Source organism: Rheinheimera hassiensis, assembly GCF_022436675.1.
GTDB classification, from domain to species: domain Bacteria; phylum Pseudomonadota; class Gammaproteobacteria; order Enterobacterales; family Alteromonadaceae; genus Alishewanella; species Alishewanella hassiensis.
Window position 1 is genome coordinate 298,739 of the sequence record NZ_JAKUJZ010000007.1, and the last position, 25,389, is coordinate 324,127.

The 25,389-nt window shown below is 48.2% G+C and carries 24 protein-coding genes and 6 tRNA genes (1 of these 30 running past the window's edge); 7 read left to right on the forward strand and 23 right to left on the reverse strand.

The genetic code is table 11. From position 1 onward, the window contains the following. Positions 1 to 28: 28 nt before the first annotated feature. The gene (gene pepE, locus MJX74_RS16730; RefSeq protein ID WP_240224182.1) at positions 29 to 727 is read left to right on the forward strand and encodes a dipeptidase PepE; all 699 of its coding nucleotides are present in this window, start codon (positions 29 to 31) and stop codon (positions 725 to 727) included. A 133-nt stretch (positions 728 to 860) separates the two neighbouring features. Here the strand turns inward: pepE and bioD are convergent, their stop codons facing one another. From bioD to bioB, 4 genes are read right to left on the reverse strand one after another with little or no spacing between them, the layout of a single operon-like run. Beyond that, positions 861 to 1,577 (reverse strand): dethiobiotin synthase, encoded by a 717-nt coding sequence (gene bioD, locus MJX74_RS16735; RefSeq protein ID WP_240224183.1) that lies wholly within the window; start codon positions 1,575 to 1,577, stop codon positions 861 to 863. After that, the gene (locus tag MJX74_RS16740) at positions 1,567 to 2,376 is read right to left on the reverse strand and encodes a methyltransferase domain-containing protein (protein ID WP_240224184.1); all 810 of its coding nucleotides are present in this window, start codon (positions 2,374 to 2,376) and stop codon (positions 1,567 to 1,569) included. The genes bioD and MJX74_RS16740 overlap by 11 nt, the downstream gene beginning before the upstream one ends. After that, positions 2,373 to 3,524 (reverse strand): aminotransferase class I/II-fold pyridoxal phosphate-dependent enzyme, encoded by a 1,152-nt coding sequence (locus MJX74_RS16745; RefSeq protein WP_240224185.1) that lies wholly within the window; start codon positions 3,522 to 3,524, stop codon positions 2,373 to 2,375. The genes MJX74_RS16740 and MJX74_RS16745 overlap by 4 nt, the downstream gene beginning before the upstream one ends. Positions 3,525 to 3,526: 2 nt before the next feature. Further along, on the reverse strand, positions 3,527 to 4,567 hold the full coding sequence (bioB, locus tag MJX74_RS16750) for a biotin synthase BioB (RefSeq protein WP_240224186.1): 1,041 nt from the start codon (positions 4,565 to 4,567) through the stop codon (positions 3,527 to 3,529). A gap of 106 nt (positions 4,568 to 4,673) precedes the next feature. On the opposite strand from bioB, the gene bioA reads away from it, so the two are divergent. After that, complete coding sequence (gene bioA, locus MJX74_RS16755; RefSeq protein WP_240224187.1) at positions 4,674 to 5,945, forward strand: adenosylmethionine--8-amino-7-oxononanoate transaminase; 1,272 nt, start codon at positions 4,674 to 4,676, stop codon at positions 5,943 to 5,945. Between the two features lie 37 nt (positions 5,946 to 5,982). Here the strand turns inward: bioA and MJX74_RS16760 are convergent, their stop codons facing one another. Continuing rightward, positions 5,983 to 6,357, reverse strand: a complete 375-nt coding sequence (locus MJX74_RS16760) for a hypothetical protein (RefSeq protein ID WP_240224188.1) — start codon at positions 6,355 to 6,357, stop codon at positions 5,983 to 5,985. A 101-nt stretch (positions 6,358 to 6,458) separates the two neighbouring features. On the opposite strand from MJX74_RS16760, the gene asnS reads away from it, so the two are divergent. Further along, positions 6,459 to 7,859: an asparagine--tRNA ligase gene (asnS, locus tag MJX74_RS16765; RefSeq protein ID WP_240224189.1), complete on the forward strand. Its 1,401-nt coding sequence runs from the start codon at positions 6,459 to 6,461 to the stop codon at positions 7,857 to 7,859. Between the two features lie 93 nt (positions 7,860 to 7,952). Here asnS and MJX74_RS16770 read toward each other — a convergent pair whose 3' ends face one another. The 8 genes from MJX74_RS16770 to MJX74_RS16805 form a co-directional block, all read right to left on the reverse strand. Beyond that, positions 7,953 to 8,249 (reverse strand): hypothetical protein, encoded by a 297-nt coding sequence (locus MJX74_RS16770; protein WP_240224190.1) that lies wholly within the window; start codon positions 8,247 to 8,249, stop codon positions 7,953 to 7,955. Between the two features lie 41 nt (positions 8,250 to 8,290). After that, positions 8,291 to 8,560, reverse strand: a complete 270-nt coding sequence (brnA, locus tag MJX74_RS16775; protein ID WP_240224191.1) for a type II toxin-antitoxin system BrnA family antitoxin — start codon at positions 8,558 to 8,560, stop codon at positions 8,291 to 8,293. Next, positions 8,550 to 8,813: a BrnT family toxin gene (locus tag MJX74_RS16780; protein ID WP_240224192.1), complete on the reverse strand. Its 264-nt coding sequence runs from the start codon at positions 8,811 to 8,813 to the stop codon at positions 8,550 to 8,552. Before MJX74_RS16780 ends, brnA begins: the two co-directional genes overlap by 11 nt. Before the next feature lie 320 nt (positions 8,814 to 9,133). Then, the gene (locus MJX74_RS16785; RefSeq protein ID WP_240224193.1) at positions 9,134 to 10,195 is read right to left on the reverse strand and encodes a DUF262 domain-containing protein; all 1,062 of its coding nucleotides are present in this window, start codon (positions 10,193 to 10,195) and stop codon (positions 9,134 to 9,136) included. After that, entirely contained in the window at positions 10,188 to 10,640 is a 453-nt protein-coding gene (locus MJX74_RS16790; protein WP_240224194.1) for a hypothetical protein, read from the reverse strand. Before MJX74_RS16790 ends, MJX74_RS16785 begins: the two co-directional genes overlap by 8 nt. Positions 10,641 to 11,193: 553 nt before the next feature. Continuing rightward, positions 11,194 to 11,691 (reverse strand): GNAT family N-acetyltransferase, encoded by a 498-nt coding sequence (locus MJX74_RS16795; protein WP_068238258.1) that lies wholly within the window; start codon positions 11,689 to 11,691, stop codon positions 11,194 to 11,196. A 115-nt stretch (positions 11,692 to 11,806) separates the two neighbouring features. Continuing rightward, the gene (locus MJX74_RS16800) at positions 11,807 to 12,733 is read right to left on the reverse strand and encodes an electron transfer flavoprotein subunit alpha/FixB family protein (RefSeq protein WP_240224195.1); all 927 of its coding nucleotides are present in this window, start codon (positions 12,731 to 12,733) and stop codon (positions 11,807 to 11,809) included. After that, complete coding sequence (locus MJX74_RS16805; RefSeq protein WP_240224196.1) at positions 12,733 to 13,482, reverse strand: electron transfer flavoprotein subunit beta/FixA family protein; 750 nt, start codon at positions 13,480 to 13,482, stop codon at positions 12,733 to 12,735. The genes MJX74_RS16800 and MJX74_RS16805 overlap by 1 nt, the downstream gene beginning before the upstream one ends. A gap of 200 nt (positions 13,483 to 13,682) precedes the next feature. On the opposite strand from MJX74_RS16805, the gene MJX74_RS16810 reads away from it, so the two are divergent. Then, positions 13,683 to 15,317, forward strand: coding sequence for an electron transfer flavoprotein-ubiquinone oxidoreductase (locus MJX74_RS16810; RefSeq protein WP_240224197.1), 1,635 nt, complete (start codon positions 13,683 to 13,685; stop codon positions 15,315 to 15,317). 330 nt (positions 15,318 to 15,647) lie between these two features. Next, positions 15,648 to 17,711 (forward strand): hypothetical protein, encoded by a 2,064-nt coding sequence (locus MJX74_RS16815; protein WP_240224253.1) that lies wholly within the window; start codon positions 15,648 to 15,650, stop codon positions 17,709 to 17,711. A gap of 75 nt (positions 17,712 to 17,786) precedes the next feature. On the opposite strand, the gene MJX74_RS16820 is transcribed toward MJX74_RS16815, so the two are convergent. Next, complete coding sequence (locus MJX74_RS16820) at positions 17,787 to 18,746, reverse strand: aldo/keto reductase (RefSeq protein WP_240224198.1); 960 nt, start codon at positions 18,744 to 18,746, stop codon at positions 17,787 to 17,789. A 100-nt stretch (positions 18,747 to 18,846) separates the two neighbouring features. Between MJX74_RS16820 and MJX74_RS16825 the strand changes: the two genes are divergently transcribed. After that, a complete protein-coding gene (locus tag MJX74_RS16825) occupies positions 18,847 to 19,605 on the forward strand; it encodes a pseudouridine synthase (RefSeq protein ID WP_240224199.1) in 759 nt (252 codons plus the stop codon). A 71-nt stretch (positions 19,606 to 19,676) separates the two neighbouring features. Beyond that, the gene (locus MJX74_RS16830; protein WP_240224200.1) at positions 19,677 to 21,119 is read left to right on the forward strand and encodes an SLC13 family permease; all 1,443 of its coding nucleotides are present in this window, start codon (positions 19,677 to 19,679) and stop codon (positions 21,117 to 21,119) included. A gap of 79 nt (positions 21,120 to 21,198) precedes the next feature. On the opposite strand, the gene MJX74_RS16835 is transcribed toward MJX74_RS16830, so the two are convergent. From MJX74_RS16835 to MJX74_RS16875, 9 genes are all read right to left on the reverse strand, one after another. After that, positions 21,199 to 21,274, reverse strand: a tRNA-Gly gene (locus MJX74_RS16835). A gap of 30 nt (positions 21,275 to 21,304) precedes the next feature. Continuing rightward, positions 21,305 to 21,391: transfer RNA gene (locus MJX74_RS16840), tRNA-Leu, on the reverse strand. A 73-nt stretch (positions 21,392 to 21,464) separates the two neighbouring features. After that, positions 21,465 to 21,538, reverse strand: a tRNA-Cys gene (locus tag MJX74_RS16845). 30 nt (positions 21,539 to 21,568) lie between these two features. After that, positions 21,569 to 21,644, reverse strand: a tRNA-Gly gene (locus tag MJX74_RS16850). A gap of 135 nt (positions 21,645 to 21,779) precedes the next feature. Beyond that, the gene (gene pgsA, locus MJX74_RS16855) at positions 21,780 to 22,334 is read right to left on the reverse strand and encodes a CDP-diacylglycerol--glycerol-3-phosphate 3-phosphatidyltransferase (RefSeq protein WP_068238239.1); all 555 of its coding nucleotides are present in this window, start codon (positions 22,332 to 22,334) and stop codon (positions 21,780 to 21,782) included. A 33-nt stretch (positions 22,335 to 22,367) separates the two neighbouring features. Further along, on the reverse strand, positions 22,368 to 24,185 hold the full coding sequence (gene uvrC, locus MJX74_RS16860; RefSeq protein ID WP_240224201.1) for an excinuclease ABC subunit UvrC: 1,818 nt from the start codon (positions 24,183 to 24,185) through the stop codon (positions 22,368 to 22,370). Next, a complete protein-coding gene (gene uvrY, locus MJX74_RS16865) occupies positions 24,185 to 24,829 on the reverse strand; it encodes a UvrY/SirA/GacA family response regulator transcription factor (protein ID WP_068238235.1) in 645 nt (214 codons plus the stop codon). Before uvrY ends, uvrC begins: the two co-directional genes overlap by 1 nt. A 209-nt stretch (positions 24,830 to 25,038) precedes the next feature. After that, positions 25,039 to 25,129: transfer RNA gene (locus tag MJX74_RS16870), tRNA-Ser, on the reverse strand. A gap of 185 nt (positions 25,130 to 25,314) precedes the next feature. Continuing rightward, positions 25,315 to 25,389: transfer RNA gene (locus MJX74_RS16875), tRNA-Ser, on the reverse strand; it runs 116 nt beyond the window's last position.

Here is a 25,389-nt window from a genome sequence, read left to right on the forward strand (position 1 = left end):
CAATGGCAGCAACATGAAGGAGTTAGCGATGCAATTATTACTACTGAGCAGTTCACGCGCCAACAACAGTGCTTATCTGGCCCCTTATATGGCGTGGATCACGCAGCATTTACAAGGGGTGGACGAGTTGCTGTTTATCCCTTATGCCGGCATCAGTATTAACTATGACGACTACCAGGCCACAGTGCAGCAAGCACTGGCTCCTTTGGGTATTACAGTGCGCAGTATTCATCAGTTTGACGATGCCCGCCAGGCTGTAGCACAAGCGCAGGCCATTGCGGTAGGTGGCGGCAATACCTTTCACTTACTTTATCAGTTATATCAACAGGATATAGTGCAGCTCATTAAGAAACGCGTAACCGAAGGTCTGCCCTATATTGGCTGGAGTGCCGGCTCAAATATTGCCGGCGCCACTATCCGCACCACCAACGATATGCCGATTATCGAACCGGCTTCGTTTAATGCACTAAACCTGCTGCCGCTGCAGTTAAACCCGCACTACACCGACTATAAACCGGAGGGTTTTCACGGCGAAACCCGCGATATGCGCTTAGCAGAGTTTATGCAGTTGCATCCGGCCACACCCATTATTGCCCTGCCCGAAGGTACAGCACTAAAACGCAGTGGCAACAGCCTGACCTTGCTCGGTACAGGCGGTTATCTGTTTGTCGGCGGTAATAAAACGCCACTGGCAGCAGACAGCGATTTAGCTGATTTTTTGCTGTAACAGAATTTTCTGCGGAGCTCAGAGTCTGTTTACGAAGGTTGGAATACACAGCCTGTATGAACGGGAGCAATCGGTTTGCTCTAAACCAACCGTTGAAGGCATGGATGCCTGAATCGAGCCTACAGGGATGTATTCACGGCGTGTTGGTGTGGGCAAACCGGTTGCTCCTGACACCTTGCATAAGCTGTGTCGCTAAATCCCGCGCCAACTGCTGATACTGTGTCGGGTCCGGCGCAAAAGGTACAACCCCCAAACAAGGTGCAGTGATACGCTGGCGCAGATCAGCAATATTTTGCTCCAGCAGCGCCATATCAGGGTCAATACAATTGGCTACCCAGCCCAACAGCTTGCAGCCGCTGCGCTCAATCTCGCGCACCGTTAGCATGGCGTGGTTTAAACAGCCCAGCTTCATGCCTACTATCAGGATCACCGGTAACTGCTTATCGGCCACCCAATCCGCCAGATAACGCTGATTGCTTATCGGCAATAACCAACCGCCGGCACCTTCAATTAATAATTGCTGCACCGGTAATTGCTGCCACTGCGCCAGAGCAGCATCTAACTGCGCTTCGTCAATCGGCCGTTGCTCGTTGGCAGCCGCTAAATGCGGGGCTACCGGCGCCTGATAACAGATTGGATTGATCACTTTATAAGGTAACGCGATACCGGAATGTTGCTGCAACAGTAACGCGTCACCATTGCAGCCTTGGCCGTCAGCCCCCGCCGCTATTGGCTTTACGCCAACGGCTGCGCTGCCCAGCGCTTTAAAGCCTTGCAACAGCAAACTGCTGACATAGGTCTTGCCGGCGTCGGTATCGGTAGCAGTAATAAAGCAGCTGTTAATTAGCATCTCTATACCCGCTGATAATCAGCACCTGATAACTGGCCGGTAGCCCCAGCGTGCTGCGGTGGATGTCATAAGCGCCGGCCAGATTATGCCAGTAGCCTTTGCCGGTTAAACCACGGCTTTGCCGCCCGGCCACCTGATTGGCGCCCAGCGCTTTTAACTCGCGCGCCAGGCTGATAACGTCCGGGTAAAACAGCGGGTAGCAACGTTGTTCAAACTGCCAGCGAATGCTGCTGACCGGTTTTGCAGCGGCGATTACCTCAGCAGCATGCAAAAAGCGGTTTACATGCTGCTGTTGATCCAGGCTGGCAAATGCCTGCTTCAGCTCTGCCAGGGTGCCATCGACCAAAGTGGTCAGTACTACCCGGCCACCGGGTGCTAATATGCGGTCTATTTCAGCAAATACTGCCGCCGGTTTGGCGCACCACTGCAGCATTAAACTGGAAAACAGCTTATCGACACTGTGCGCCGGCAGCGGTAATTGCTGCGCATCGGCCTGCACGTAGTTTGTCGCCAAGTGTGTGGCTAACGGTTGGCTTGCTGCTTTGGCAAGCATACCGGCGCTTAAATCTGCAGCGGTAAACTGGCTGCAATAGCTGGCAAAGCGCGGATGGATCCAGCCCGGGCCGCAGCCTAAATCAAGCAAATGGCCTTGTTTGTCCGCCGGCAACAGTGCCAGCGCATCTAATGCCACCTGTTGCTGCAACCGCGCCGCCGGTAAATAGCTGTCACAGGCTTTACCAAAACTGTGTGCCACCTGGCGGATAAAGCCCTCTGCGGTTTCAGCGCTAACTGCTGTCATAGCACCTGCCTTAATTGTTGCGCCAACAATGTAATATCTTCTGCCGTATGCGCCGCACTTAGCGTAATGCGTAAACGGGCACTGCCCTGCGGTACTGTTGGCGGGCGAATGGCACTAAGCCAAATACCCTGTTGTTTTAATTGCTGACTAACTGCCAAAGCGCGCTCGCTGCTACCCAGCACCACCCCTTGAATAGCGCTATGCGAATTAAGCAGCGGCAGATCGGCGCCAAGGCGGCGAAACAAAGCGATATTGCTGTGTAGCTTATCGCGGCGCCAGCTGTCGGCACGGCACAGCTCAATGCTTTTTAGTACGGCTGCACACAGTGGCGGTGGCAAAGCCGTGCTGTAAATATAATGCCTGCCAAACTGCTCGATATAATCGATCACGGTTTTACTGCCACCAATAAAAGCACCGCCTGTGCCCAGTGCTTTACCAAAGTTAGCCATGGTGCAAAACAGCTCGCGTTGCTCAATGCCCTGCGCCGCAGCAGTTCCTTTACCCTCCGGCCCCAGCACGCCCAAGCCATGGGCATCATCCAGCAGCAGCGGTGCGTCATAATTGCGGCACAGCGCCAACATAGCCGGCAAGTCCGGGCTGTCGCCGTCCATGCTGAATACACCTTCGGTTACCACCATAGGCTGTTCATATTGCTGCAGTAACAACTGCAAGGCAGATATATCATTATGGGCAAAACGCTTTAAGCTGGCTTCACTGTGCAGCGCTGCATCAATTAATGATGCATGGCTGAGTTTATCCAGCAGCAGAGTGTCAGTTTTATCGCTTAAGGTCAGCAGCATCGCCTGGTTGGCGGCAAAACCGGAAGAAAACAGCAGTACCCGCTCAACGCCCAGCCAGTCGGCCAGGCTGTCGCTAAGCTGCTGATGCACTGCATGCTGGCCGGTAACCAGCGGCGAGCCGCTACTGCCGCCGCCAAACTGTGCTGCGCCATCAGCAAAGGCTTGCAACACCTGCGGTGCGGTGGCCAGGCCCAGATAGTCGTTAGCGGAAAAATTAACATAACTTTTGCCGGCGACAACCAGCAGGCGGCCGCTGTAGCGCTCAAGTGTAACCGGTGCGCGCAGCAGTTGTTGTGCTGCACGTTGCTCAAGCGCCTGGCTTAACTGCGCCAGCTTTGCCTGTGGCATGCTTACTGCGCCGCGTGAAACAGCGGTGGGTTAACCTGATCTTTTATCGCATCGGCCAGCGCCAACTCGTGCGCTTCATCAGATACATCATGGCGCTGCTCCGGCTGAATACCCAGCTTGGCAAACAACAGCATGTCGGCATCGGCTTCCGGGTTATCGGTAGTCAGCAGTTTATCGCCGTAAAAAATAGAGTTAGCCCCGGCGAAGAAACACAGTGCCTGCATTTGCTCGTTCATGCGTGAGCGCCCGGCAGATAAGCGCACATGGCTTTGCGGCAACATAATGCGTGCCACCGCAATGGTACGGATAAATTCAAAGGCGTCTAAATCATCAACGTTCTCAAGCGGTGTACCGGCTACCTTTACCAACATGTTAATGGGTACACTTTGCGGGTGCTCCGGCAAATTAGCCAGCTGCATTAACAGCGCTGATCGGTCGTTAGCGCTCTCACCCATGCCCAAAATACCGCCGCAGCATACTTTCATACCGGCATCACGCACATGGCTTAAGGTGTCTAACCGGTCCTGATAAGTACGGGTGGTAATAATCTCACCGTAAAACTCCGGTGAGGTATCCAGGTTGTGGTTGTAGTAATCCAGCCCGGCACCGGCGAGGGTTTGTGCCTGTTCACCGGTTAACATGCCCAGTGTCATGCAGGTTTCCAGCCCCATGGCTTTTACACCCTGCACCATTTCAATAATGTACGGCATATCGCGCTGTTTCGGGTTAGTCCAGGCGGCGCCCATACAAAACCGGCTGGCGCCTTTATCTTTAGCGGCTTTGGCCTGGGTTAACACCTTTTCCACTTCCAGCAGGCGCTCGCGCTCCAGCCCGGTATTGTAGTGGCCGCTTTGCGGGCAGTATTTACAGTCTTCCGCACAGGCACCGGTCTTAATCGACAATAAGGTGCTTACCTGCACTTCATTGGGTTTAAAGTGCTGGCGGTGCATGGTTTGCGCCTGAAACAATAAATCGTTAAACGGCAGCGCATAAAGTGCATTGACCTGCGCGAGGGTCCAGTCGTGGCGGACAGCAGCCTGCATAAAAATCCCTGTTTAAATTGAGGTTAAAGGTGTTTTCGGCTAGTCTAACCGCCACCTTGGCGTTGTCAACGCTGACCAGAATTAAAACTTTACTACAGGTTAAATAATGAGCATCGATTTGGCTTTTGATCGCACCCATATCTGGCACCCCTACACCTCCATGCAAAACCCGTTGCCGGTGTATCCGGTGGTGGCCGCACAAGGCTGTGAGCTGGTGCTGGAAAATGGTCAGCGCTTAATTGACGGCACTGCATCCTGGTGGTCGGCGGTGCATGGTTACAACCACCCTGCTCTTAACGCTGCAGTTACAGAACAATTGGGTAAAATGGCGCATGTAATGTTTGGTGGCATTACTCATCAGCCGGCAGTTGAGCTGTGTAAACAGTTGCTGAGTATGGTGCCGCAAAATTTAACCAAAGTATTTCTGGCCGACAGCGGCTCTATTGCGGTAGAAGTGGCGATAAAAATGGCGCTGCAGTACTGGCTGTCCAGTGAGACACCGCAAAAGCAAAAGTTAATCAGCCTGCGTAAGGGCTATCACGGCGATACGTTTGCCGCTATGGCGGTATGCGATCCGGTCGATGGTATGCACGATATGTTCGCGGCTTTGCTGCCACAGCATTATTTTTTACCGGCGCCGCAAAGCCGGTTTGATGGCGAGTTTTTACCAACTGATATTACGCCGCTGGAGCAATTGCTGGCAGAAAACCACAGCGAAATAGCTGCGCTGATTTTAGAGCCGATAGTACAAGGCTATGGCGGCATGCGCTTTTATCACCCGGAGTTTTTGCGCCGCGCCCGCGCCTTATGTGACAAATATAAGGTGCTAATGATTGCCGATGAGATTGCCACCGGCTTTGGCCGCAGCGGTAAGCTGTTTGCCTGTGAACACGCTGGCATAGAGCCGGATATTATGTGCGTGGGTAAGGCTCTCAGCGGTGGTTATATCACGCTGGCGGCCACACTGTGCACTGATGAAGTGGCGCGCGGCATTAGCTTAAGCCAGGCCGGCGGTTTAATGCACGGCCCTACTTTTATGGCCAACCCACTGGCGTGCGCCGTTGCCAATGCCAGTTTAGCGCTGATTACACAAGGCGATTGGCAACAGCAGGTAGCCGCGATTGAAGCACAATTACAGCAGGAGCTGGCCGCCTGCCGCAACTCCCCGTTAGTAAAAGATGTGCGGGTGCTGGGGGCTATAGGTGTGCTGGAGATGCATAAAAAGGTAGATGTCGGCGCCCTGCAGCAGCAATTTGTTGAGCTTGGGGTATGGATCCGGCCGTTTAATAACCTGATTTACGTGATGCCGCCGTTTATTATCCAAAGTGGTCAGCTAAGCCAACTTACCTCAGCCATGCGAACGGTAGCCGGGGTTTAATGCTAATGCTTATACCTCAAAACTCATACCTTAAAAATCAAACCTGCCTGTATAGGTACAGCAGTAAGCCAATGCTGCTAAGCAGCAATATAACAATATTAAAATGCAGATGATCGCCCCTGCGGCGCAAACGCAACTGGTTGAGTATTAAACTCAAGCCGCTGACACAGGCTGCCGCCCACAGCAGATACTGCAAATAAACCGTTAACTGCGGATGCCAGTCGCTGCGAATTTCAATGCCCCAGTAACGCACCAGCCCGGTATCCAGCTCTGGCCTGGCGTAATGCGCCAGCACCATGCCGGCAATAAATAATAACCAGCCGAATACCGCCAGCCAGCTAAAGGCCCGGCATAACAGATCCGGTCCGTGGCGACGCTCGTATTTTTCTGGCTTTTCATGCTCGGTAATCAATTTTAAAGTCCTGATAACTTTTACTTGTGTTGTGCGTTTGGCTCAGTATCATTACAGGCTTTACGCAGTTTGCTAAGTTTACACCCTCTGGAGTTTGTTGCATGACGCACGCCGTTATTAAAGATGTTTTAGCTGGTCGCTATGCCGTTGGTGAGTCTATCACCGTTAAAGGCTGGATCCGCACCCGCCGCGATTCGAAAGCCGGTATTTCCTTTTTAGCTATTCATGATGGCAGCTGTTTTGATGCGGTACAGGCCGTAGCCCCTGCAGACTTAGCCAATTATGAAGCTGAAGTAAAACGCCTGACAACGTCATGCTCTGTAGCCGTTACCGGCACTGTGGCACGTTCTGAAGGCCAGGGCCAGGCATTTGAACTGCAAGCCACTGCGGTTGAGGTATTAGGCTGGGTAGAAAACCCGGACACTTATCCAATGGCCCCCAAGCGCCACAGCATGGAATACCTGCGTGAACACGCCCACCTGCGCGCCCGCACCAACATTATGGGTGCCGTTACCCGTGTGCGGCACTGTTTAGCCCAGGCGGTACACCGCTTTTTCCATGAGCAGGGTTATTACTGGATCAGCACGCCAATTATTACCGGCTCCGACGCTGAAGGCGCTGGTGAAATGTTCCGCATCAGTACGCTGGATCTGGAAAACCTGCCACGTACTGACAAAGGCAATATTGATTACAGCAAAGATTTCTTCGGTAAAGAAACCTTCTTAACCGTATCCGGCCAGTTAAACGGCGAAACCTATGCCTGCGCCATGTCAAAAATTTACACCTTTGGCCCTACCTTCCGTGCCGAAAACTCCAACACCAGCCGCCATTTAGCGGAATTCTGGATGATTGAGCCAGAGGTAGCCTTTGCTGAGCTTAAAGACATCGCCCAATTGGCAGAAGATATGCTGAAGTACGTATGTAAAGCAGTACTGACCGAGCGCGCCGACGATATGGCATTTTTTGCCGAGCGTATCGACCCAACCGCCGTAACCCGCTTACAACAGTTAGTTAATTCGTCTTTTGTGCGGATGGATTACACCGACGCTATCGAAATCTTAAAAACCTGCGGTAAGAAATTTGAATACCCTGTGGAATGGGGTGTCGATTTGCAATCTGAGCACGAGCGCTACCTGGCTGAAGAGCACATCGGCGCACCGATCATTATGCAAAACTACCCCAAAGACATTAAAGCCTTTTATATGCGCTTAAATGCCGACGGCAAAACGGTAGCGGCAATGGACGTATTGGCCCCCGGTATTGGTGAAATTATCGGTGGCAGCCAGCGTGAAGAACGCCTGGAAGAGTTTGATAAGCGTTTAGCTGAAATGGGTCTGGATAAAGAAGACTACAGCTGGTACCGCGACCTGCGCCGCTATGGCACAGTGCCACACGCCGGTTTTGGTTTAGGCTTTGAGCGTTTAGTGTCATACGTTACCGGTGTAGGTAACGTGCGCGACGTTATCGCCTTCCCGCGTACACCAGGCAACGCTGAGTTTTAATAACTCCCGCAATACACAAAATGCAAAAAAGGCGCTTTAAACAGCGCCTTTTTTAATGCCCAAAACCAAGATTACTCAGTTAGCTACTTTTGTTTAACCATACAAAACAGCAACTACCTTTTCTTGCGGGTTAAATTCTATATCGCAGCTAAGCAAGTGAAAATGCAGTGCGCTACTGTGAATAACGCGTTTGCCCTGCGGCAGGTTCTCTACTTTATATTCCGACAAATTAACCGTGTTTAATTGCCGGATTACGCTTGAGTAAGCAGTCCCTTTACCAAAACTGCCGCAAAGATAATAAATTTCCGTTCGTGCTTCGTTTGCGTAGAAGCCGAAAACCGCTAAGCCTAAGATGCTCATTGATAGCACAATAAATTTTAGTTTAAGCATAATCCTGCTGTTTATTCGATGATATTTCTATAGCGCTACGCTTACAGTGTGCCGCTGGCCGTGTCACTTTCCAGCGGTTTGTTAGCCGCTTCAGCACGCAAACGCTCGACTAGCCAAACCTTAATAATGGATTGGCGAGTGACCCCTATTCGAGCAGCTTCACGGTCGAGCGACTCAACTACCCAAGCAGGAAAATCAACGTTAATGCGCTTTGCCTCCTGATTTACACGGCGTGCCGTCGTGATATCAAGGTCATCAATGATGTCTTCTGCACCCTCATCGAATTTTGTGTCAAACTCTTTAGCTTTCATACAACTCTACCTCACTCTTACGCGAACGTCTTACCGAAATAATCCGTATTTTCTCACCTCGGTAAGTGATCACAGCAGACCAATGCTTATAACCTATAAGACCAATGACAAGGTAACGGGGTTCATCATCTGATTTAGCTCGAACCTCCACTAAATCTTGGTCTTCCCACAAGATTTGAGCATCATGAAAGTCAATTCCGTGCTTTTGGAGATTTACCTGGCTTTTTTCAGCATCAAATTCAAATGCGTTCATGAGTATAAATTATTCCCTTTTTACTCATTTAGCAAGAAAGCGGATACAAATGGTTGTTAACACCTAACTTTAGCGCACAAAGCCGCACTGCGGGTTGACGTAGCAGCCAGCGTTTTTTGCTGGCGATAAAATTTGTTTGAGATCAGCAGGCACTCATTGAGAATGAGATAAGAGAGCCCCGATATGTGTTTGTTGCAGGCTATCGCCTGGTAACCATGATGACAGATGAAGCAGTCTATCTTGCTAATAGGCAACAGACTGGCCGCTTACGCGGCCAGAAGAGCGGCTTTACCTATTGATTCCGAGAAGGCTCATATGTGTTATAACCCGACATATTCCTTGATGATCTCGAATCTCCTTTGACGATTAGCCTTTTTCTGAACCCCTTCCTGGCTTAAAACCCTATATTCAGTTAAAAGACCATCTCGTGTTAGGTCATCGAACTTTTCATCGTTCTCATATTTTTCGTACCACTCATTGAGCTTCTTCGCCGCGCCATCCAGCACAGTGCTTGCAACCTTTTTTTGTAGAAGGTAGTACCCATAAACGAATAAAGTATAGAAATGCGTCTTCTTGCGAACTATTTGACAAACATACTCCTCGTCTCCAATCAGCTGATTGACTACGGCAAGTGTGTTTACTAGAACATCACGATCACTATCAGCCTCCGGATAGGATTCATTGTATTGATCGTAGATACGATTCAAAGCCGCTTGAGTTGTTTCCTCTTCGATCCCTGAACGGATAAACAAAAGAAGAGTACTAACGAACTGAACATCTAACATTCGACGAATATCAGACTTACTAAATATCTTTTTGGACTCCCAAAAGCTAATTTCTGAGATTTCGGCAGACAATTCTATAAACTTCCCGTGGAACTCTGCATTTCGGAGTTCCTGAGGATTGAGAGTTGTATTGGTTCGATTTAATCGAAGAAACAAATCTACTATGCTCGAGTATTGAACAGAGTCCTTAATGAACCGTATCGAAAATGGATATTTCCAAATCGTGCTCTTTTGTTCCGGAGACAATCCAGAGAATGCCAGCCCCGCATAGTCGGCACGTTTATCATCAAGAGCAGAACGGACTAGCTTGAACTCGTCATTGATAAAGCTTTGCACACTTGCCAATCTTTGTTGGCCGTCAACAACTGAATAAGCCGTATCTCCCGTATCCGGGTCCGTTGCATTCTGCCAAAGGTATATCTCCGGTATGGGATAACCAAGCAGTATGGTTTCAATCAAAGAGACGCGATCTTTCTGAACCCAGACATATCGACGCTGAAAACTATTGTCAACAACAATGGTTTGATTTCTAAGGCCATCAACAAGCCATTTCACGGGTCTAGATTCAACGTCGATATAGTTTATTGGGTTAGTCATTTTCCCCATCCTCAATCATTTTTTTCAATTTTTGAATTCCTTGGCAATGATAGTATTCAACAGCCTCCCATGATTCATAAATTCTGTAATTTATATCGTGAGTGATTGAGAACAAAACCTGAAGATCTTTCTTGCAAGGTTCAACTAATCCATTCCACTCGCGGAAAAACTCACTACGATGATCTGGTTTCTTCAGCGAAACAAACCTTCTGAATATATTGCTCGTAACACTTTTATAACTCGGCAAATATCCTTTTTCTGCAAGTTCAAGAAACGCAGTCCAACTACTACGGAAGATCTCTGAGGACACGATTGCTATATCCAGGTCCGATTTATCGGCAAACGGTGAAAAACATTTGTCATCTTTTGGAGTTATGCTAAATCCGAGCTTGGCACTTCCAACAATTGCGATGTTATTTGGGTGAATATTTAGGCGCTCAGACATCAAGTTCTTCATGCGATCGTACTGGAACGCGTGATCAGTGCATTTTAGATGTTCTCGAAAGTACCAGATATCATGCCCGAGCAAATAGGACCGATATAGGCTTTGAGGAGTGCCATTCATTAGCGCTTTTCGGAACTCTTCCATCTATGCCTCATATTCTCCGTGGGTTATAACATTTTATTTTTGAGCATGCTCGTTTTCTCAATCCCTACAGCAGAAACGAAATTGACAATTTATTGGCAAAAAACCACAAATCGTCAATCTCGATCTTCATGTTTTAAAAAACGAACATGCATTATATTTCTGTGAGCGTACGTTGTATTTCAGCGTCCCGCTGCCGTAAGTAGTTAACTTATCGAAAGTATTTTTCATCCGCAACATATTTATAAGTAGTGTAAACAAAATATATCGGCTGTTTGAAAGATAACTGAGCAGTCTTGCGCAATGACTTACTATATCGCAGGCAATAAAAAGCCGGGGGCAGTGTTTAACTGCCCGGCTGTTTGTTTGGTTTAAGTCTGCTTAAAGGTAGTTTAATTCTGCTTTTTTATATTCAAACAGAACCGGTATTGATACGCGCCATACATAACGCGTTGACATAATTGCCGTATTGAAAGGCAAAATCGGTTAGCTCTGCTTCTACTTCAAAACCAAAGCGCTCATACAACGCTATTGCTGCTTCGTTGCTGGTGTAAACAGTAAGCTCCATACGGCGGATATTTAGCCAGTTGTCGGCCATTTCTAACGCGGAGCGCAACAGCGCCGAGCCAATACCCTGGCCCTGATAGTCTTCCGACACGCCCATGCCAAGCTCGGCCACATGGCGGCGGCGTGGGCTTTGGCATACCTGTAACCCGAGCTGACCTATTACTTTACCTTCTACCTCAGCCACCAGGTTATAAAAACCGGCGCCGGCGGTATATAGCCTTTGCCAGTTTGCCACCGGCTGATAAGGCAACTGCAGCGTATTGGCATACACAGTAGGTTGATCATAAATAGCTTTAATAGCGTCAATGTCAGCGGGTTCAGCATGACGGATCACAGCAGGCATAATGGCGTCCTTCACAATATACAGGCAATTATCTTAAGGGGGTTTAGTTGTAATCAACAAGGGCTAAAATGCAAAAAGCCAGCAAGATGCTGGCTTTATCGCACACTTGCTAGCTTCAGAGTTGCTGTTCGAGCTCTGGCAGCACGGTAAATAAGTCGGCTACCAGGCCGTAATCGGCGATTTGGAAAATCGGCGCTTCGGCATCTTTGTTAATGGCTACGATAACTTTAGAGTCTTTCATACCGGCAAGGTGCTGGATAGCACCGGAAATACCTACTGCGATATACAGCTCTGGCGCTACAATTTTACCGGTTTGGCCAACCTGCATATCGTTTGGTACAAAGCCCGCATCTACCGCTGCGCGCGAGGCACCAATGGCAGCACCTAACTTATCGGCAATGCCATTTAGTAGCGCAAAGTTTTCGCCATTTTGCATACCACGGCCACCAGAGATCACCACCCGCGCTGCCGTTAACTCAGGCCGTTCAGATTTTGTCAGCTCTTGGGTTACAAAGCGTGAGATACCGGCATCATGCACAGCCGTTAAGGTTTCAACCGGGGCATTGTTGCCGGTTTGCGCTTCGCGAAATGCTGCCGGGCGCACCGTAAGCACTTTAATGGCATCAGCAGATTTTACTGTTGCAATAGCATTGCCGGCATAAATTGGCCTGACAAAGGTATCAGCGCTTTCAATGGCGATGACATCAGAAATTTGCGCCACATCTAACATGGCCGCTACCCGTGGCAGGAAGTTTTTGCCGGTGGTGGTGGCTGCCGCCAGAATATGGCTGTAGCCTTTACCCAGCTCGGTTACCAAAGCGGCAATATTTTCTGCCAGCTGATGCTCGTAAGCAGCGTTGTCAGCATGCAGCACCTTTGTTACGCCAGCTATCGCCGCCGCTTCAGTTGCCGCTGCTGCGCTGTTAAAACCGGCTACCAGCACGGTAATGTCACCACCAATAGTAGTGGCAGCCTCTACCACTTTAAGTGTTTCGCTCTTCAGGCTTTGGTTGTTATGCTCTGCAATAATTAAAATAGCCATCAGATCACCTTCGCTTCATGCTTTAACTTATCTACCAGCTCTGCCACTGATTCCACCTTAATACCACCCTGACGGGTTGCCGGAGGCACCACTTTTAGCACCGTAACGTTAGAGCTTAAACTGACACCAAAGCTGTCGGCTGCTTTAACATCGAGCGGCTTTTTCTTTGCCTTCATAATATTAGGCAGCGAAGCATAACGTGGCTCGTTTAAGCGTAGGTCAGTTGATACTACCGCTGGCAGTGGCAGCTCTACCGTTTGTAAGCCACCGTCAATTTCACGGGTAACCTGCACTTTGCCATCAGCCAGTTGTACTTTAGAAGCAAAAGTACCTTGCCCCATACCGGTTAATGCTGCCAGCATCTGGCCGGTTTGGTTGTTGTCTGAGTCAATCGCCTGCTTGCCTAAAATAACCAGGCCGGGCTGTTCATCTGCTACCACTTTAGCCAACAGCTTTGCCACCTGTAATGAATCCAGGTTTTGATCTGTTTCTATATGCAATGCGCGATCTGCGCCTAATGCCAACGCCGTACGCAGTTGCTCTTGCACAGCAGTGGTGCCAATGGACACCACAACAATTTCTGTCGCACTACCGGCTTCTTTAAGCCTTACGGCTTCTTCTACTGCGATTTCACAAAACGGGTTTAACGCCATTTTCACGTTGGCCAAGTCAACACCTGATTGATCAGCCTTTACCCGCACTTTTACGTTGTAATCAATTACCCGTTTCACCGGCACCAGTATTTTCATAAATTCCTCATTCTTTTCCTGCAACAGGCAACAGCTTTGCTACAGGTTTACGTTAAGGTAAAGCTAGCACGCTTTGGTTTGCCACAATCTACTTACTGTTGACGTTAACGTCAACCTGCAATACCCTAAACAGCATGATAAAAGCAGTGTAAGCTGTAAATAATAAACTCCAAGAGGCCAGGGCTGTGGAAAGAGAATCAATGGAATTCGATGTTGTTATAGTAGGTGGTGGCCCGGCTGGGCTGTCGGCTGCTATCCGTTTGATGCAGCAAGCCAAAGCGGCAGCAAAAGAACTCAGTGTTTGCTTAGTTGAAAAAGGCTCTGAAGTAGGCGCGCATATCTTATCTGGCGCGGTGTTCGAGCCACGGGCGTTAAATGAATTAATACCCGACTGGCAACAGCAAGGGGCACCGGTAACCGTTCCTGTTACTCATGATGATATTTATTTGCTGAAAAATGGCCAAAGCGCGACAAAACTACCGGGCTTTGCCGTGCCTAAAACCATGCACAACAGTGGCAACTATATTGTATCGGTAGCGAACCTGTGCCGCTGGCTGGCACAGCAGGCCGAGCAACTTGGGGTAGAAATTTTCCCCGGTTTTGCTGCCAGTGAAGTACTAATTGAAAACGACGTGGTAAAAGGCATTGTTATTGGTGATATGGGGCTGGATAAACACGGCCAGCCTAAAGACAGTTATGTACCCGGTATGGAGCTTAGGGCAAAATACACCGTATTTGCAGAAGGTTGCCGCGGCCATTTGGGTAAGCAGCTGATAAAACACTTTAAACTGGATGAAGGTAAATCACCGCAGCATTATGCCATCGGCTTTAAAGAGATCTGGGATGTGCCTGCGGCCAAGCATCACGCTGGTTTGGTGTTGCATTCTGCCGGTTGGCCTTTAACTAATGATACCGCCGGCGGTGGCTACTTATACCACGCCGAGAACCAGCAAATTGTGGTTGGCTTGATTATTGACCTTAGCTACAGCAACCCGCATTTAAACCCGTTTGAAGAGTTTCAGCGCTATAAACAGCACCCGGTGATCAGCCAGTACTTAAGCAACGGTAAACGCGTTAGCTATGGCGCCCGTGCTATTGCCAAAGGTGGCCTGAACAGCCTGCCCAAAATGAGCTTTAACGGCGGCCTGCTGATTGGTTGTGACGCTGGCACCCTTAACGGCGCTAAAATTAAAGGCAATCACACTGCAATGAAATCCGGCATGCTGGCCGCGGAAACGCTGTTTAATGCTATCAGTAATGCTGACGAAGGTGGACAAGATCTGACCACTTTTGCCGATGCGATAAAAAACAGCTGGCTGTATGACGAGCTATACCGCTCACGCAACTTCGGCCCGGCTATGCATAAGTTTGGCACCTTCTGGGGCGGCGCTTTTAATACGCTGGAGCAAAACTGGTTTGGCGGTAAATTTCCGTTTACATTAAAAGACAACAGCCTGGACTACGCCCAGCTGAAGCTCGCCAGCGAAGCCCCGGTTATCAACTACCCTAAACCGGATAATGTGCTGAGCTTTGACCGGTTATCTTCGGTGTATTTATCCAATACCAACCATGAAGAAGAGCAACCCTGCCACCTTAAACTGGCTAACAGCCAGATCCCGGTTAGCGTTAACCTGCCCAAATATAATGAACCGGCACAACGTTATTGTCCGGCCGGAGTGTACGAGATCGTACAAAACGAAAATAATGAGCCGCAGTTTCAGATAAATGCACAAAACTGTATTCATTGTAAAACCTGCGATATTAAAGATCCGTCACAAAATATTACCTGGGTAACCCCCGAAGGCGCGGGCGGGCCTAACTACCCGAATATGTAACAATAAACCGACAGCGCCTGCGCCTGTTCTTGCGAGAATATGGCGTTAAGGCGCTGTTTTACTTACTACATTTTAATTTTCTGATATTTACTGTTTATATGCTGGTGTTTTTAAGCTTTTCATTGTATTAATTTTAAACAACAACTACCTTTGGTTATGGGTATTGTTTAAATTAATAGCTGAAAGGCTTTGCCAGAGACAGGAAGTAGTGTGATGACAAATAAAATAAATACGGAACGTACCGTACAAGATGATGTAGTAATTGTTAAAAACGCGCCGAAAAAAAATTCACCTCAAATTCTGCCCCCCTCTTTCGCCAGCGATCGCTATATGTATTTTACTGAGCGTGATCTGAATAAAATTCTGACGAATCTGGATGCTCTGCGCAGCAGCGTGTTTCCGCTGGTTAATCCTGACAACGAAATAGAAAGCCGTAAACAGCAAAACTTTCCTTCAGTATGCCTGATTGGCCTCGGCCGTTGCGGCTCTAATATTGCGCTTGATGTGGCATCTCTGGTTTATAACGCGCGCAACTTTTACCTGAACGAATTTAACAACGAAGAAAAACAAACCCGCGAACAAGAATACCGGCCAATGCGCTGGATTAAGCGCAGCCTGAATTTATCAGACACACAGGCGGTTAAACCGGTATTTTTAATTGAGCCGCTGGTGATGCTCGGCGATTTGGATAAAGACATTGAAGGCCGGATCCGTTTTTCCCACAAGGGCGAAAAAAGCGGCTTTTTGCATGACTACACCAAAATGAAAATTATGGACTTGTCTGAAGTGCATGCCGGTGGTGCCGGTAATGCGCCTATTCTTGGCCAGTATCTGGCAAAAATTATCCTCAACAAAGACACCCAGCGCTTTGCTAATGCCGATTGGAAGAATATTCATTCTTATCTGATTGATTCTTGTGGTATTAAAGCCAACCAGTCCAGGCTGTATTTCTATATTTTCAGCGCCGGCGGCGGTACTGGCTCTGGCATGGCATCTGAATTTGGCTTAGCTCAGCAGTATGCCTATATGAGTAAAACCTTCGATACCCGCACTATGGGCGAAGATGAAGAAAACCGTGGCCATTCCTTTGTGTTTGAGCCGATTTTTACCAGCGGTATTTGTATTTTGCCGAACATTTCTGACCATGGCGTAGAAATGTCTGAAGCGCTGCATATCAACGCCGGGCGCTTATTATGTAAATACCTGGCTGAGGAGTGGGATTTCTCTTACAACTTTGATAATGAAGACAGCAGCGAATCCAGCGTAATGCACCGCATCCGGCCCTGGAATGCCATGATGCTGATCTCCAATGACATTATGCGTTATGCCGAAGAAACTGATGATGGCGGTATTCAGCATATCGACGTTAATGCGATGGAGAAATATGCTAATCAGTACATCTCACAACAGATTTTTAATATTCTGACCGCCCAGGCCGTGACCACAGATTACGACGAGAACTATTTCCGCCGTGCCGGTATCGACATCGGTGAAACTATCCGCCTCGACGCCAATGACCTGTTTATGAGCCTGGCCGGCCCCGTTGCGGTGGCTTATGCCGAATCCGTAATACCAGGCGATAGCAGCAATGCCGAGAAACTGAAGCTGTTTGAGAAAACCGGCACCGGTTTAAATATTGATGACTTGTTCTTCCGCTCTATTGATTTGCCACACTTTAATAAAGTGACTCAGGCCATTGAAGGTATCAGCCTGTTACCGATTGAATCCGGCCGCTATCGTGAAACACTGGCCAGCTACGTTAAAAATGGCTATAACGCTGCCGAACTCAAAGATCTGCATTTCTTTAAAAATTGCTCGTCAGTGGTATCTATCGTTTCGCTGCCAAAAGACTACAAATTGTCTTATATGGATTTAAACCGGCTGAAATCACATTTAAATTCGTTATTTCCCAACACCACATTAAAGCGCTATGCGCTGGTAATTGGTGCGTCAGCCAATATTTCTCTGACAACGCTGATTGTGAAAAGCCCCTGCTTAAGCGACGATTTCTTAACGCTGATTGTTGCCTTTATTAAACGCTGTTTTGCCAAAGACAACTATCGCTTTGACGAGCAGTTAGATCAGGCGATGCTTGAGTTTATCCGTGCCGAGCACTTCGATGAAGACGCCCTGGATCAAATGCTGCACGAATTTGAAAACCCGGCCAAAATACTCGACACTAACTGGTACGCTATTAAGCCAATGTACGAGAAAAAATACCGTGAACTTATTCATAACAAAGACAAATTTGTCTCGATTAATGATATTCGCTTAAGCCGCGACAGCGTTAAAAAAGCCATTAAATACCTGCGCGAGATTTACCGGCATAAGATCAGTAAAACCAAGGTTATTTCACTTAACCCGCAGACGAATAAAAAAGCCGCAACAGAATAACCTGGCGGCTTAGCTAAAAGGCCTGACATTTATTGCCAGGCCTTTTTTGTATCTGCCATTAAGGTTTATTATCTGTCAAGGTAACGGCGCGCCACGGCTACTGATATAAAGCTGATACCAGTGCTCACGACTTAAATGCACCTGGCCTGCCCCGGCACAGGCTGCTATGCGCTGCGGGTTAGCGGTGCCAATCACCGGTTGAATAGCAGCCGGATGCCGCATAAGCCAGGCCAGTACAATTGCCTCCCGGCTACACTGATATTGCTCAGCTAACTGAGCCACCAAAGCTGCAGTGGCACGCTCAGTGTCGGTTTGTGTTTGTGCCCCGCTAAAAGCGCCTTTTGCCAGGCTACCCCAGCTTTGCAGTTGCACACCCTGTTGCTGACAATATTCCACAGTGCCATAACTAAAATGCTTGTTACTCCCCTGGGGCATGCCTGTTAGCACACTTTCTTCCAGCCAGTCGATGTCGGCCAGGCTCATTTGCAGCTGATTCACCAGCAACGGCTGCGACAATGCCGACTGCAACCACTGCATTTGTGCCCAGCCCATATTCGACACACCAAAGTGGCGCACTTTGCCCTGCTGTACTAACTGATCGAACGCTTGTGCTACCTGCTCTGGCTGCATCAGTGGATCAGGCCGGTGTAATAGCAACAGATCCAGATAGTCGGTGTTTAACCGCGTTAAGCTCTGCTCCACAGAGCGGATAATATAGTCTTTAGAAAAATCATAGCGCCCTGGGCCCTGATCATCTGCAAAGCGGATCGCACATTTAGTTTGGATAAACATATCTGCACGTTTTGCCGGCGCAGCCGCCAGGTACTGGCCAAATACCTGCTCGGCTTTACCACGGGTATAGATATCGGCGTGATCAAAAAAGTTAATGCCGTTAGCCAACGCTGCATCAACAGCAGAAAACGCATGGCGTTGCTGCTCGGCGGTAGTGGTATTGCTGTCCCAACCGCCGCCCAAACCCATACAACCAAACGCCAGTGAACTAATACCAGGCAGATGCCGGGATAAAGGGATCATAAAAACTCCTGCCAATGAAATACCGCGATAGTGTAGCGAAAAACAGCCCGAACCCCTACACTATCGCCATTATTAAATGCTGCCGGAATACTTCTGCGTTATGTCTGATGTTACGTTATACAGGTTAAACAAATTTATCAGTGATACGGGTTTCTGCTCGCGTCGCGAAGCCGATAAATTTATTGAAAATGGTCAGGTTACGGTTAATGGCGCTGTGGCGCCGGTTGGCCTTAAAGTTACTGAAAATGATCAGGTACTGATTGATGGCAAACCGTTAAAAGCCAAGCCGAAACGGGTTTATCTGGCTTATAACAAACCGGTAGGCATTACCTGCACTACAGAGCGGCATATTCATGGCAATATCATTGATGCAGTGCGCTACCCCGAGCGCATATTTCCGATAGGCCGGCTGGATAAACCCTCTGAAGGGCTTATTTTTCTGACCAACGACGGCGATATCGTCAACAAAATTCTGCGCGCCGGTAATGCACATGAAAAAGAGTATGTGGTTACCGTTAATAAGCCCATTACAGAGCGCTTTATTCAACAGATGAGCAAAGGCGTGCCCATTCTCGATACCATAACCCAGCCCTGTGTTGTACAACAACGCTCAAAACAGAGTTTTTCCATTATTTTAACCCAGGGACTAAACCGGCAAATACGCCGCATGTGTGAGTATCTGGGCTACGACGTACAAACATTAAAACGTACCCGTATTATGCATATTCGTGGCGCAGGCTTAAAACCGGGGCAATGGCGTTTGCTGGATGACATTGAAATACGGATGCTTGAGGCACAGCTGCTAAGCTCCAGTAAAACCGCCGACAACAGCTTGGACAACGATAGTTTTGATGATTAAGGCAGCTTTGATGATGAAGGCAGCTTTGATGATGAAGGCAGCTTGGATAATTGACACAACCAGGAATAGTTATGCATATGCAGTTTAAATTACCGTTTTATATTACGTTGCTGCTTGGGCCTTTACTGTTTTTACTGACATTAGTCTCTGAACCTGTGTTTAGCGGTATGTCAGCAAATGCCTGGCTGATCACCGGCCTCACATGCTGGATGGCTTTATGGTGGATAACAGAGCCGGTGCCGATACCGGTTACGGCCATGCTGCCGATTGTTATAGTGCCACTTATTAGCCTAGATACCATCGGCAACGTTACAGCGCCCTACGCTCATCCGTTAATTTTCCTGTTTCTTGGCGGCTTTATGCTGTCAATTGCCATGGAACGCTGGAACCTGCATAAACGCATAGCGCTGTTAACCATGCTGTTGGTTGGCACTAAACCCAGCCAGCAAATTGCCGGCATTATGCTGGTAACGGCATTTTTATCTATGTGGATGTCTAATACTGCCACCGCAGTAATGATGCTGCCGATTGGCTTATCTGTTATTGCCATGCAGCAAGAGCAAGGCATGCACAATGATAATTTTGCTAAAGCTGTTTTATTGTCTATTGCCTACGCCGCCAGCATTGGTGGTGTAGCCACCTTAATTGGTACACCGCCAAATGCCTTGCTAGCTGCCTATCTGGAGCGCAGTTATCAGCTACAACTCAGTTTTAGTGACTGGATGCTGTTTGGTGTACCGCTGGCAGTCAGCCTGTTATTGGTATGCTGGCTCTGGCTGACACAATTTCATTTCCGGCTGGACAATTTGCCGTCAGTAGACAGCCGTGCTTTATACCGGCAAAAGCTAGCGGCGTTGGGTGTTATGCACAATGCTGAAAAGTTAGTACTGATGGTGTTTTCCCTGGCCGCTTTTTTCTGGGTATTTCGCGGGCCCCTTAGCAATATCAGCGGCATTAAACTGGACGATACACTAATTGCCATTTTTGCCGCCAGCTTGCTGTTTATCTTACCGGTGTCATTAAAAACCGGCCAACGCATTCTGAACTGGGAAGATTGCCAAAAGCTCCCCTGGGGCGTCTTGCTGTTATTTGGCGGTGGCTTAACGCTGGCGACGCAAATCGATAATTCAGGATTATCGGCTTATATCGCCACACAGATTGGCCAGCTTGGCAGTATTAATCTGGTTTTGCTGATTGTTCTGGTGACCACTGTGATTATTTTTCTGACTGAAATCACCAGCAATACCGCCACCGCTGCGGCATTTCTGCCATTACTTGGCCCGGTTGCGATATCGCTGGATACTTCAGCCGCAATGCTGGTGATCCCGGCAGCAGTGGCAGCCAGTTGCGCCTTTATGATGCCGGTAGCCACACCGCCAAATGCCATAGTATTTGCATCCGGTAAGCTGAAAATTATTGATATGGTAAAAGCCGGGCTGGTGCTGAATTTGGCTGCCATAGTGCTGATTACACTAGCCGTGTTATTTCTGGCGCGTTATATATTTGATTTCTAAGCTTTAACCCCACCCGGCCAGCGGGTGGGCTATATGTCGGCAATAAAAAACGCAGCCACTAGGCTGCGTTTTTTATGTTTGGAGCGAGTAACGAGGTTCGAACTCGTGACCTCGACCTTGGCAAGGTCGCGCTCTACCAGCTGAGCTATACTCGCGGAAATCTGGTATTTACTCATAATGAGTAATGGTGCCCGGGGCCGGACTTGAACCGGCACGCCCTTTCGAGCGAGGGATTTTAAATCCCTTGTGTCTACCGATTTCACCACCCGGGCAGACAACTTTACTGTATTACTTTTACTGCATTACTTTTTTGGTTTTCTGGTTTTACCAGATAAAACTGTGTGATGGAGGCGGGTCCCGGAGTCGAACCGAGATGGACGGATTTGCAATCCGCTGCATGGCCATTCTGCCAACCCGCCATTCAAACAATTTTCACTCTTTGAAAGAGTTGGAGCGAGTAACGAGGTTCGAACTCGTGACCTCGACCTTGGCAAGGTCGCGCTCTACCAGCTGAGCTATACTCGCGTTGTTATGGCCATGTGCCTTAACACGAGACGCATTCTACTGTTTTAATTCAGCCAGTCAATAATAAATTCTTGCTTTTATGACTGACTGATTAAAATTTGACTGAGTTGCGCTAATAAGCAACAAAAACAGCTATTAATGTATCAAATCCCGCCATGCTGCTTTGAGGTAACTGTACATAGACCATATTGTCAGTACCGTGGCAATATACAGTAACAGCATACCTACCGGCGTAAACCAGCTTACCAACCAGAACTCCGGGCGCCAGATCAAGCCAATTAATGCCAGCATCTGGGCAATAGTTTTATACTTGCCTAAATTAGATACCGCCACATTAGCGCGCTTACCAAGCTCAGCCATCCACTCACGTAAGGCAGAAATGACAATTTCACGGCCTATCATAATAATGGCCGGTATGGTTACCCAAAGCGATACACTGTCTACCGCTATCAGCACCAGCGCCACGGCAACCATCACCTTATCGGCTACCGGATCAAGAAAAGCGCCAAACGGCGTAGACTGCTCTAACTTACGCGCCAGATAACCATCCAGTGCATCGGTAATAGCCGCCAGACAAAATACAAATGATGCCCAAAACCGGGCATTCTCCATACCTGAATAAAAACATAAGATAAAAACCGGGATCAGAAACAGTCGGAACAGGGTTAACAGATTGGGAATATTCCACATCTTAATATTCTCTACGGCATGTATGCCGCTATGCTACTTGTTATGACAGGCATGGTAAATCTTTTCTGCCTGTGCTTTTGATATTCCCGGTACTGAGCTAAGCTCGGCAACGGAAGCTCGCATTACGCCCTGCAAGCCACCAAGATACTGCAATAATGCCTGACGTCGTTTTTCACCGATACCTTTAACTTGCTCCAGCGGGCTTTTAATCAGCGCTTTGCCACGTTTATTACGATGTCCGGTAATAGCAAAACGGTGTGCTTCATCACGAATTTGCTGAATAAGGTGCAGAGCCGGTGCATCTGCCGGCAAATTAATGCTGCGGCCACTTTGAGCCAAAATAAGGGTTTCAAGGCCGGGCTTACGGCTGGTACCTTTAGCCACGCCCACCAGCAATGGCATTTTAGCATGTGGCCAGTTGGCAAACTGCGCTATAGCGGTATTCAGCTGTCCTTGGCCACCGTCGATAAAAATAATATCCGGTATTTTTTCTGCATCCTGCAACTTAGTGTAACGCTTGTCCAGCGCAAACTGCATAGCTGCGTAGTCATCACCACCAGTAATTCCGGTGACATTGTAACGCCGGTACTCTGCTTTATATGGCCCCTGGCCATCAAACACCACACAGGAGGCAATCGTTGCCTGCCCCATCGTATGGCTGATATCAAAACATTCCATCCGAGTTATCGGCTGTTCTAACTGCAATAACTGTTGCAACTGCTGATAGCGTAAGGCCATTTTTTGGCTAAGCGATTGTTTATTGTCACAAGATAGCTGGGCATTTTTTTGTGCCAGGCTAAGATATTGCGCTTTCTCACCACGCTGGGCATAAGTAATACGTACTTTGCGCCCGGCAATTTCGCTGATAGCGGCCGCTACCGCGTCCATCTCCGGCAGTGGTTTGGCAATCACTATCTCGCGCGGCATTTGCTGGGTGCCATAACCATCGAGATAAAACTGCAGTAAAAAAGCACTGAGAATTTCGCTCTCCTCAGTATCTGCCGGTACTTTAGGAAAATAAGCTTTGCTGCCCAGCACTTTTTGCTGCCGGACAAACAATACATGCACTGCAGCAACACCATGCGAATAAGCAAAACCAATAATATCCATCTCGTCATGCTCGCCACTGACACTTTGCTGCTCTTGCACTTTTCGCAGCGCAATAATTTTATCGCGTAGTTGGGCTGCCTGTTCAAACTGCAGAGCTTCACTGGCCTGTGTCATACGTTGCACCAGGTTATCAATAACCTGCTGGTCTTTACCCTGCAAAAATAAACTGGCCAGCCGCACCTGCTGTTGGTATTCCTCATCAGTGATTTTTCCGACACAAGGCGCTGAGCACAGCTTTAGCTGATACTGCAGGCATGGCCGGGTTCTGGCTCGATAAAAGCCATCTTCACACTGGCGGATAGGGAAAATTTTCTGCAGGCTTTTCAGGCTTTGCCACACTGCACCTGCGTTGGGGTAAGGGCCAAAATACTGGCCGGCAGTTTTACGTGGCCCACGGTGCGAACTGATACGCGGATGCTTATGATCACTGATTAAAATATAAGGGTAAGATTTGTCGTCCCGCAGCAATACATTGTAACGCGGCAAAAACTGCTTAATAAGGTTGTTTTCAAGGATCAGAGCTTCGGTTTCGCTATGCGTCAGTGTGTATTCAACCTGCACTATCTGGCTAACCAGAGAACGGGTTTTAATACTGTCTACATTAGTGCGAAAATAACTGCTGAGCCTGGCGCGCAGATCTTTGGCTTTGCCAACATAAATAACCTGATCCGCGGCGTTTAACATACGGTAAACGCCGGGCTGGTGAGGAACCTGCTTTAAAAAGGTTTTAGCGTCAAACATCAGGCTTTAGCGATGTCGATCATGCCATGGCGCAAAGCCATATGTGTCAGCTCTACATCGCCACTGATTGCCAGCTTTTCAAACATCCGGTAACGATATGAGTTCACCGTTTTAGCACTGACATTCAGTTGATCGGCAATATCATTTACCTTTTGTCCCTGCGTAATCATCATCATAATTTGCAGTTCGCGGTCTGATAAATCGTCAAACGGATTCTGGCTTTGATTATTCACTTTGCTCATGGCCATTTTCTGCGCAACTTCATCAGAAATATGCCGGGCACCGGAATACACTTTACGTATAGCCGACACCATTTCACGCGGTGGTGAATTTTTCGAAATAAAACCTGCTGCACCCAACTGCATTACTTTAGTCGGCACCGGCTCTTCACAGGATACCGACAACGCCAACACTTTAATGTCAGGGCAATAATGTAAAATACGCTTTGTTGCTGTCATACCGCCCATACCGGGCATATTCATATCCATCAACACCACATCAGGTTCGTGTTGACGGCAAAATTGTAATGCTTCTTCGCCAGAGCCAGCCTCGCCAATCACCTTGATACCGCGCTCATCCATTAGTATGCGACTGATCCCAGTACGAACAAGCTCATGATCATCAACTAACAGAACGTTAATCAATTTTGCTCTCCGGATTACTGGATATTAGAATTATTCTAGTTGTCTAGCATAGCCGAGCATCGCTGGTTTTGCTAAACAAATTAAGGCAAAAAGCGTTGTTTTGCACTGTTGCAGCTTAATGTGCCAGAAAGGTTAACCATTTGAAACAAATCTATATGATTTGTGATGAATTGTGTGGATGTAATTGATATTAGAAGAAAACAGGAAAGTGGCGGAGGGAGAGAGATTCGAACTCTCGGTGGGCTATTAACCCACGCCGGTTTTCAAGACCGGTGCATTAAACCGCTCTGCCATCCCTCCGCGTTACAGGGCGCATATTAGAAAGTGGCTGCAGCTTTGTAAAGCGCTTTTTTGTTATTTTCAACCGTTTGCTTAGTAAAGCATCAACAAAGCTATTTCTCAGACAATTAATCTGGGAAAAACGCCTTGCCAGACCGAACTTAATTGTACAAAAACAAAAAAACCACCTGTGAAGGTGGTTTTAGTGGCGGAGGGAGAGAGATTCGAACTCTCGGTGGGCTATTAACCCACGCCGGTTTTCAAGACCGGTGCATTAAACC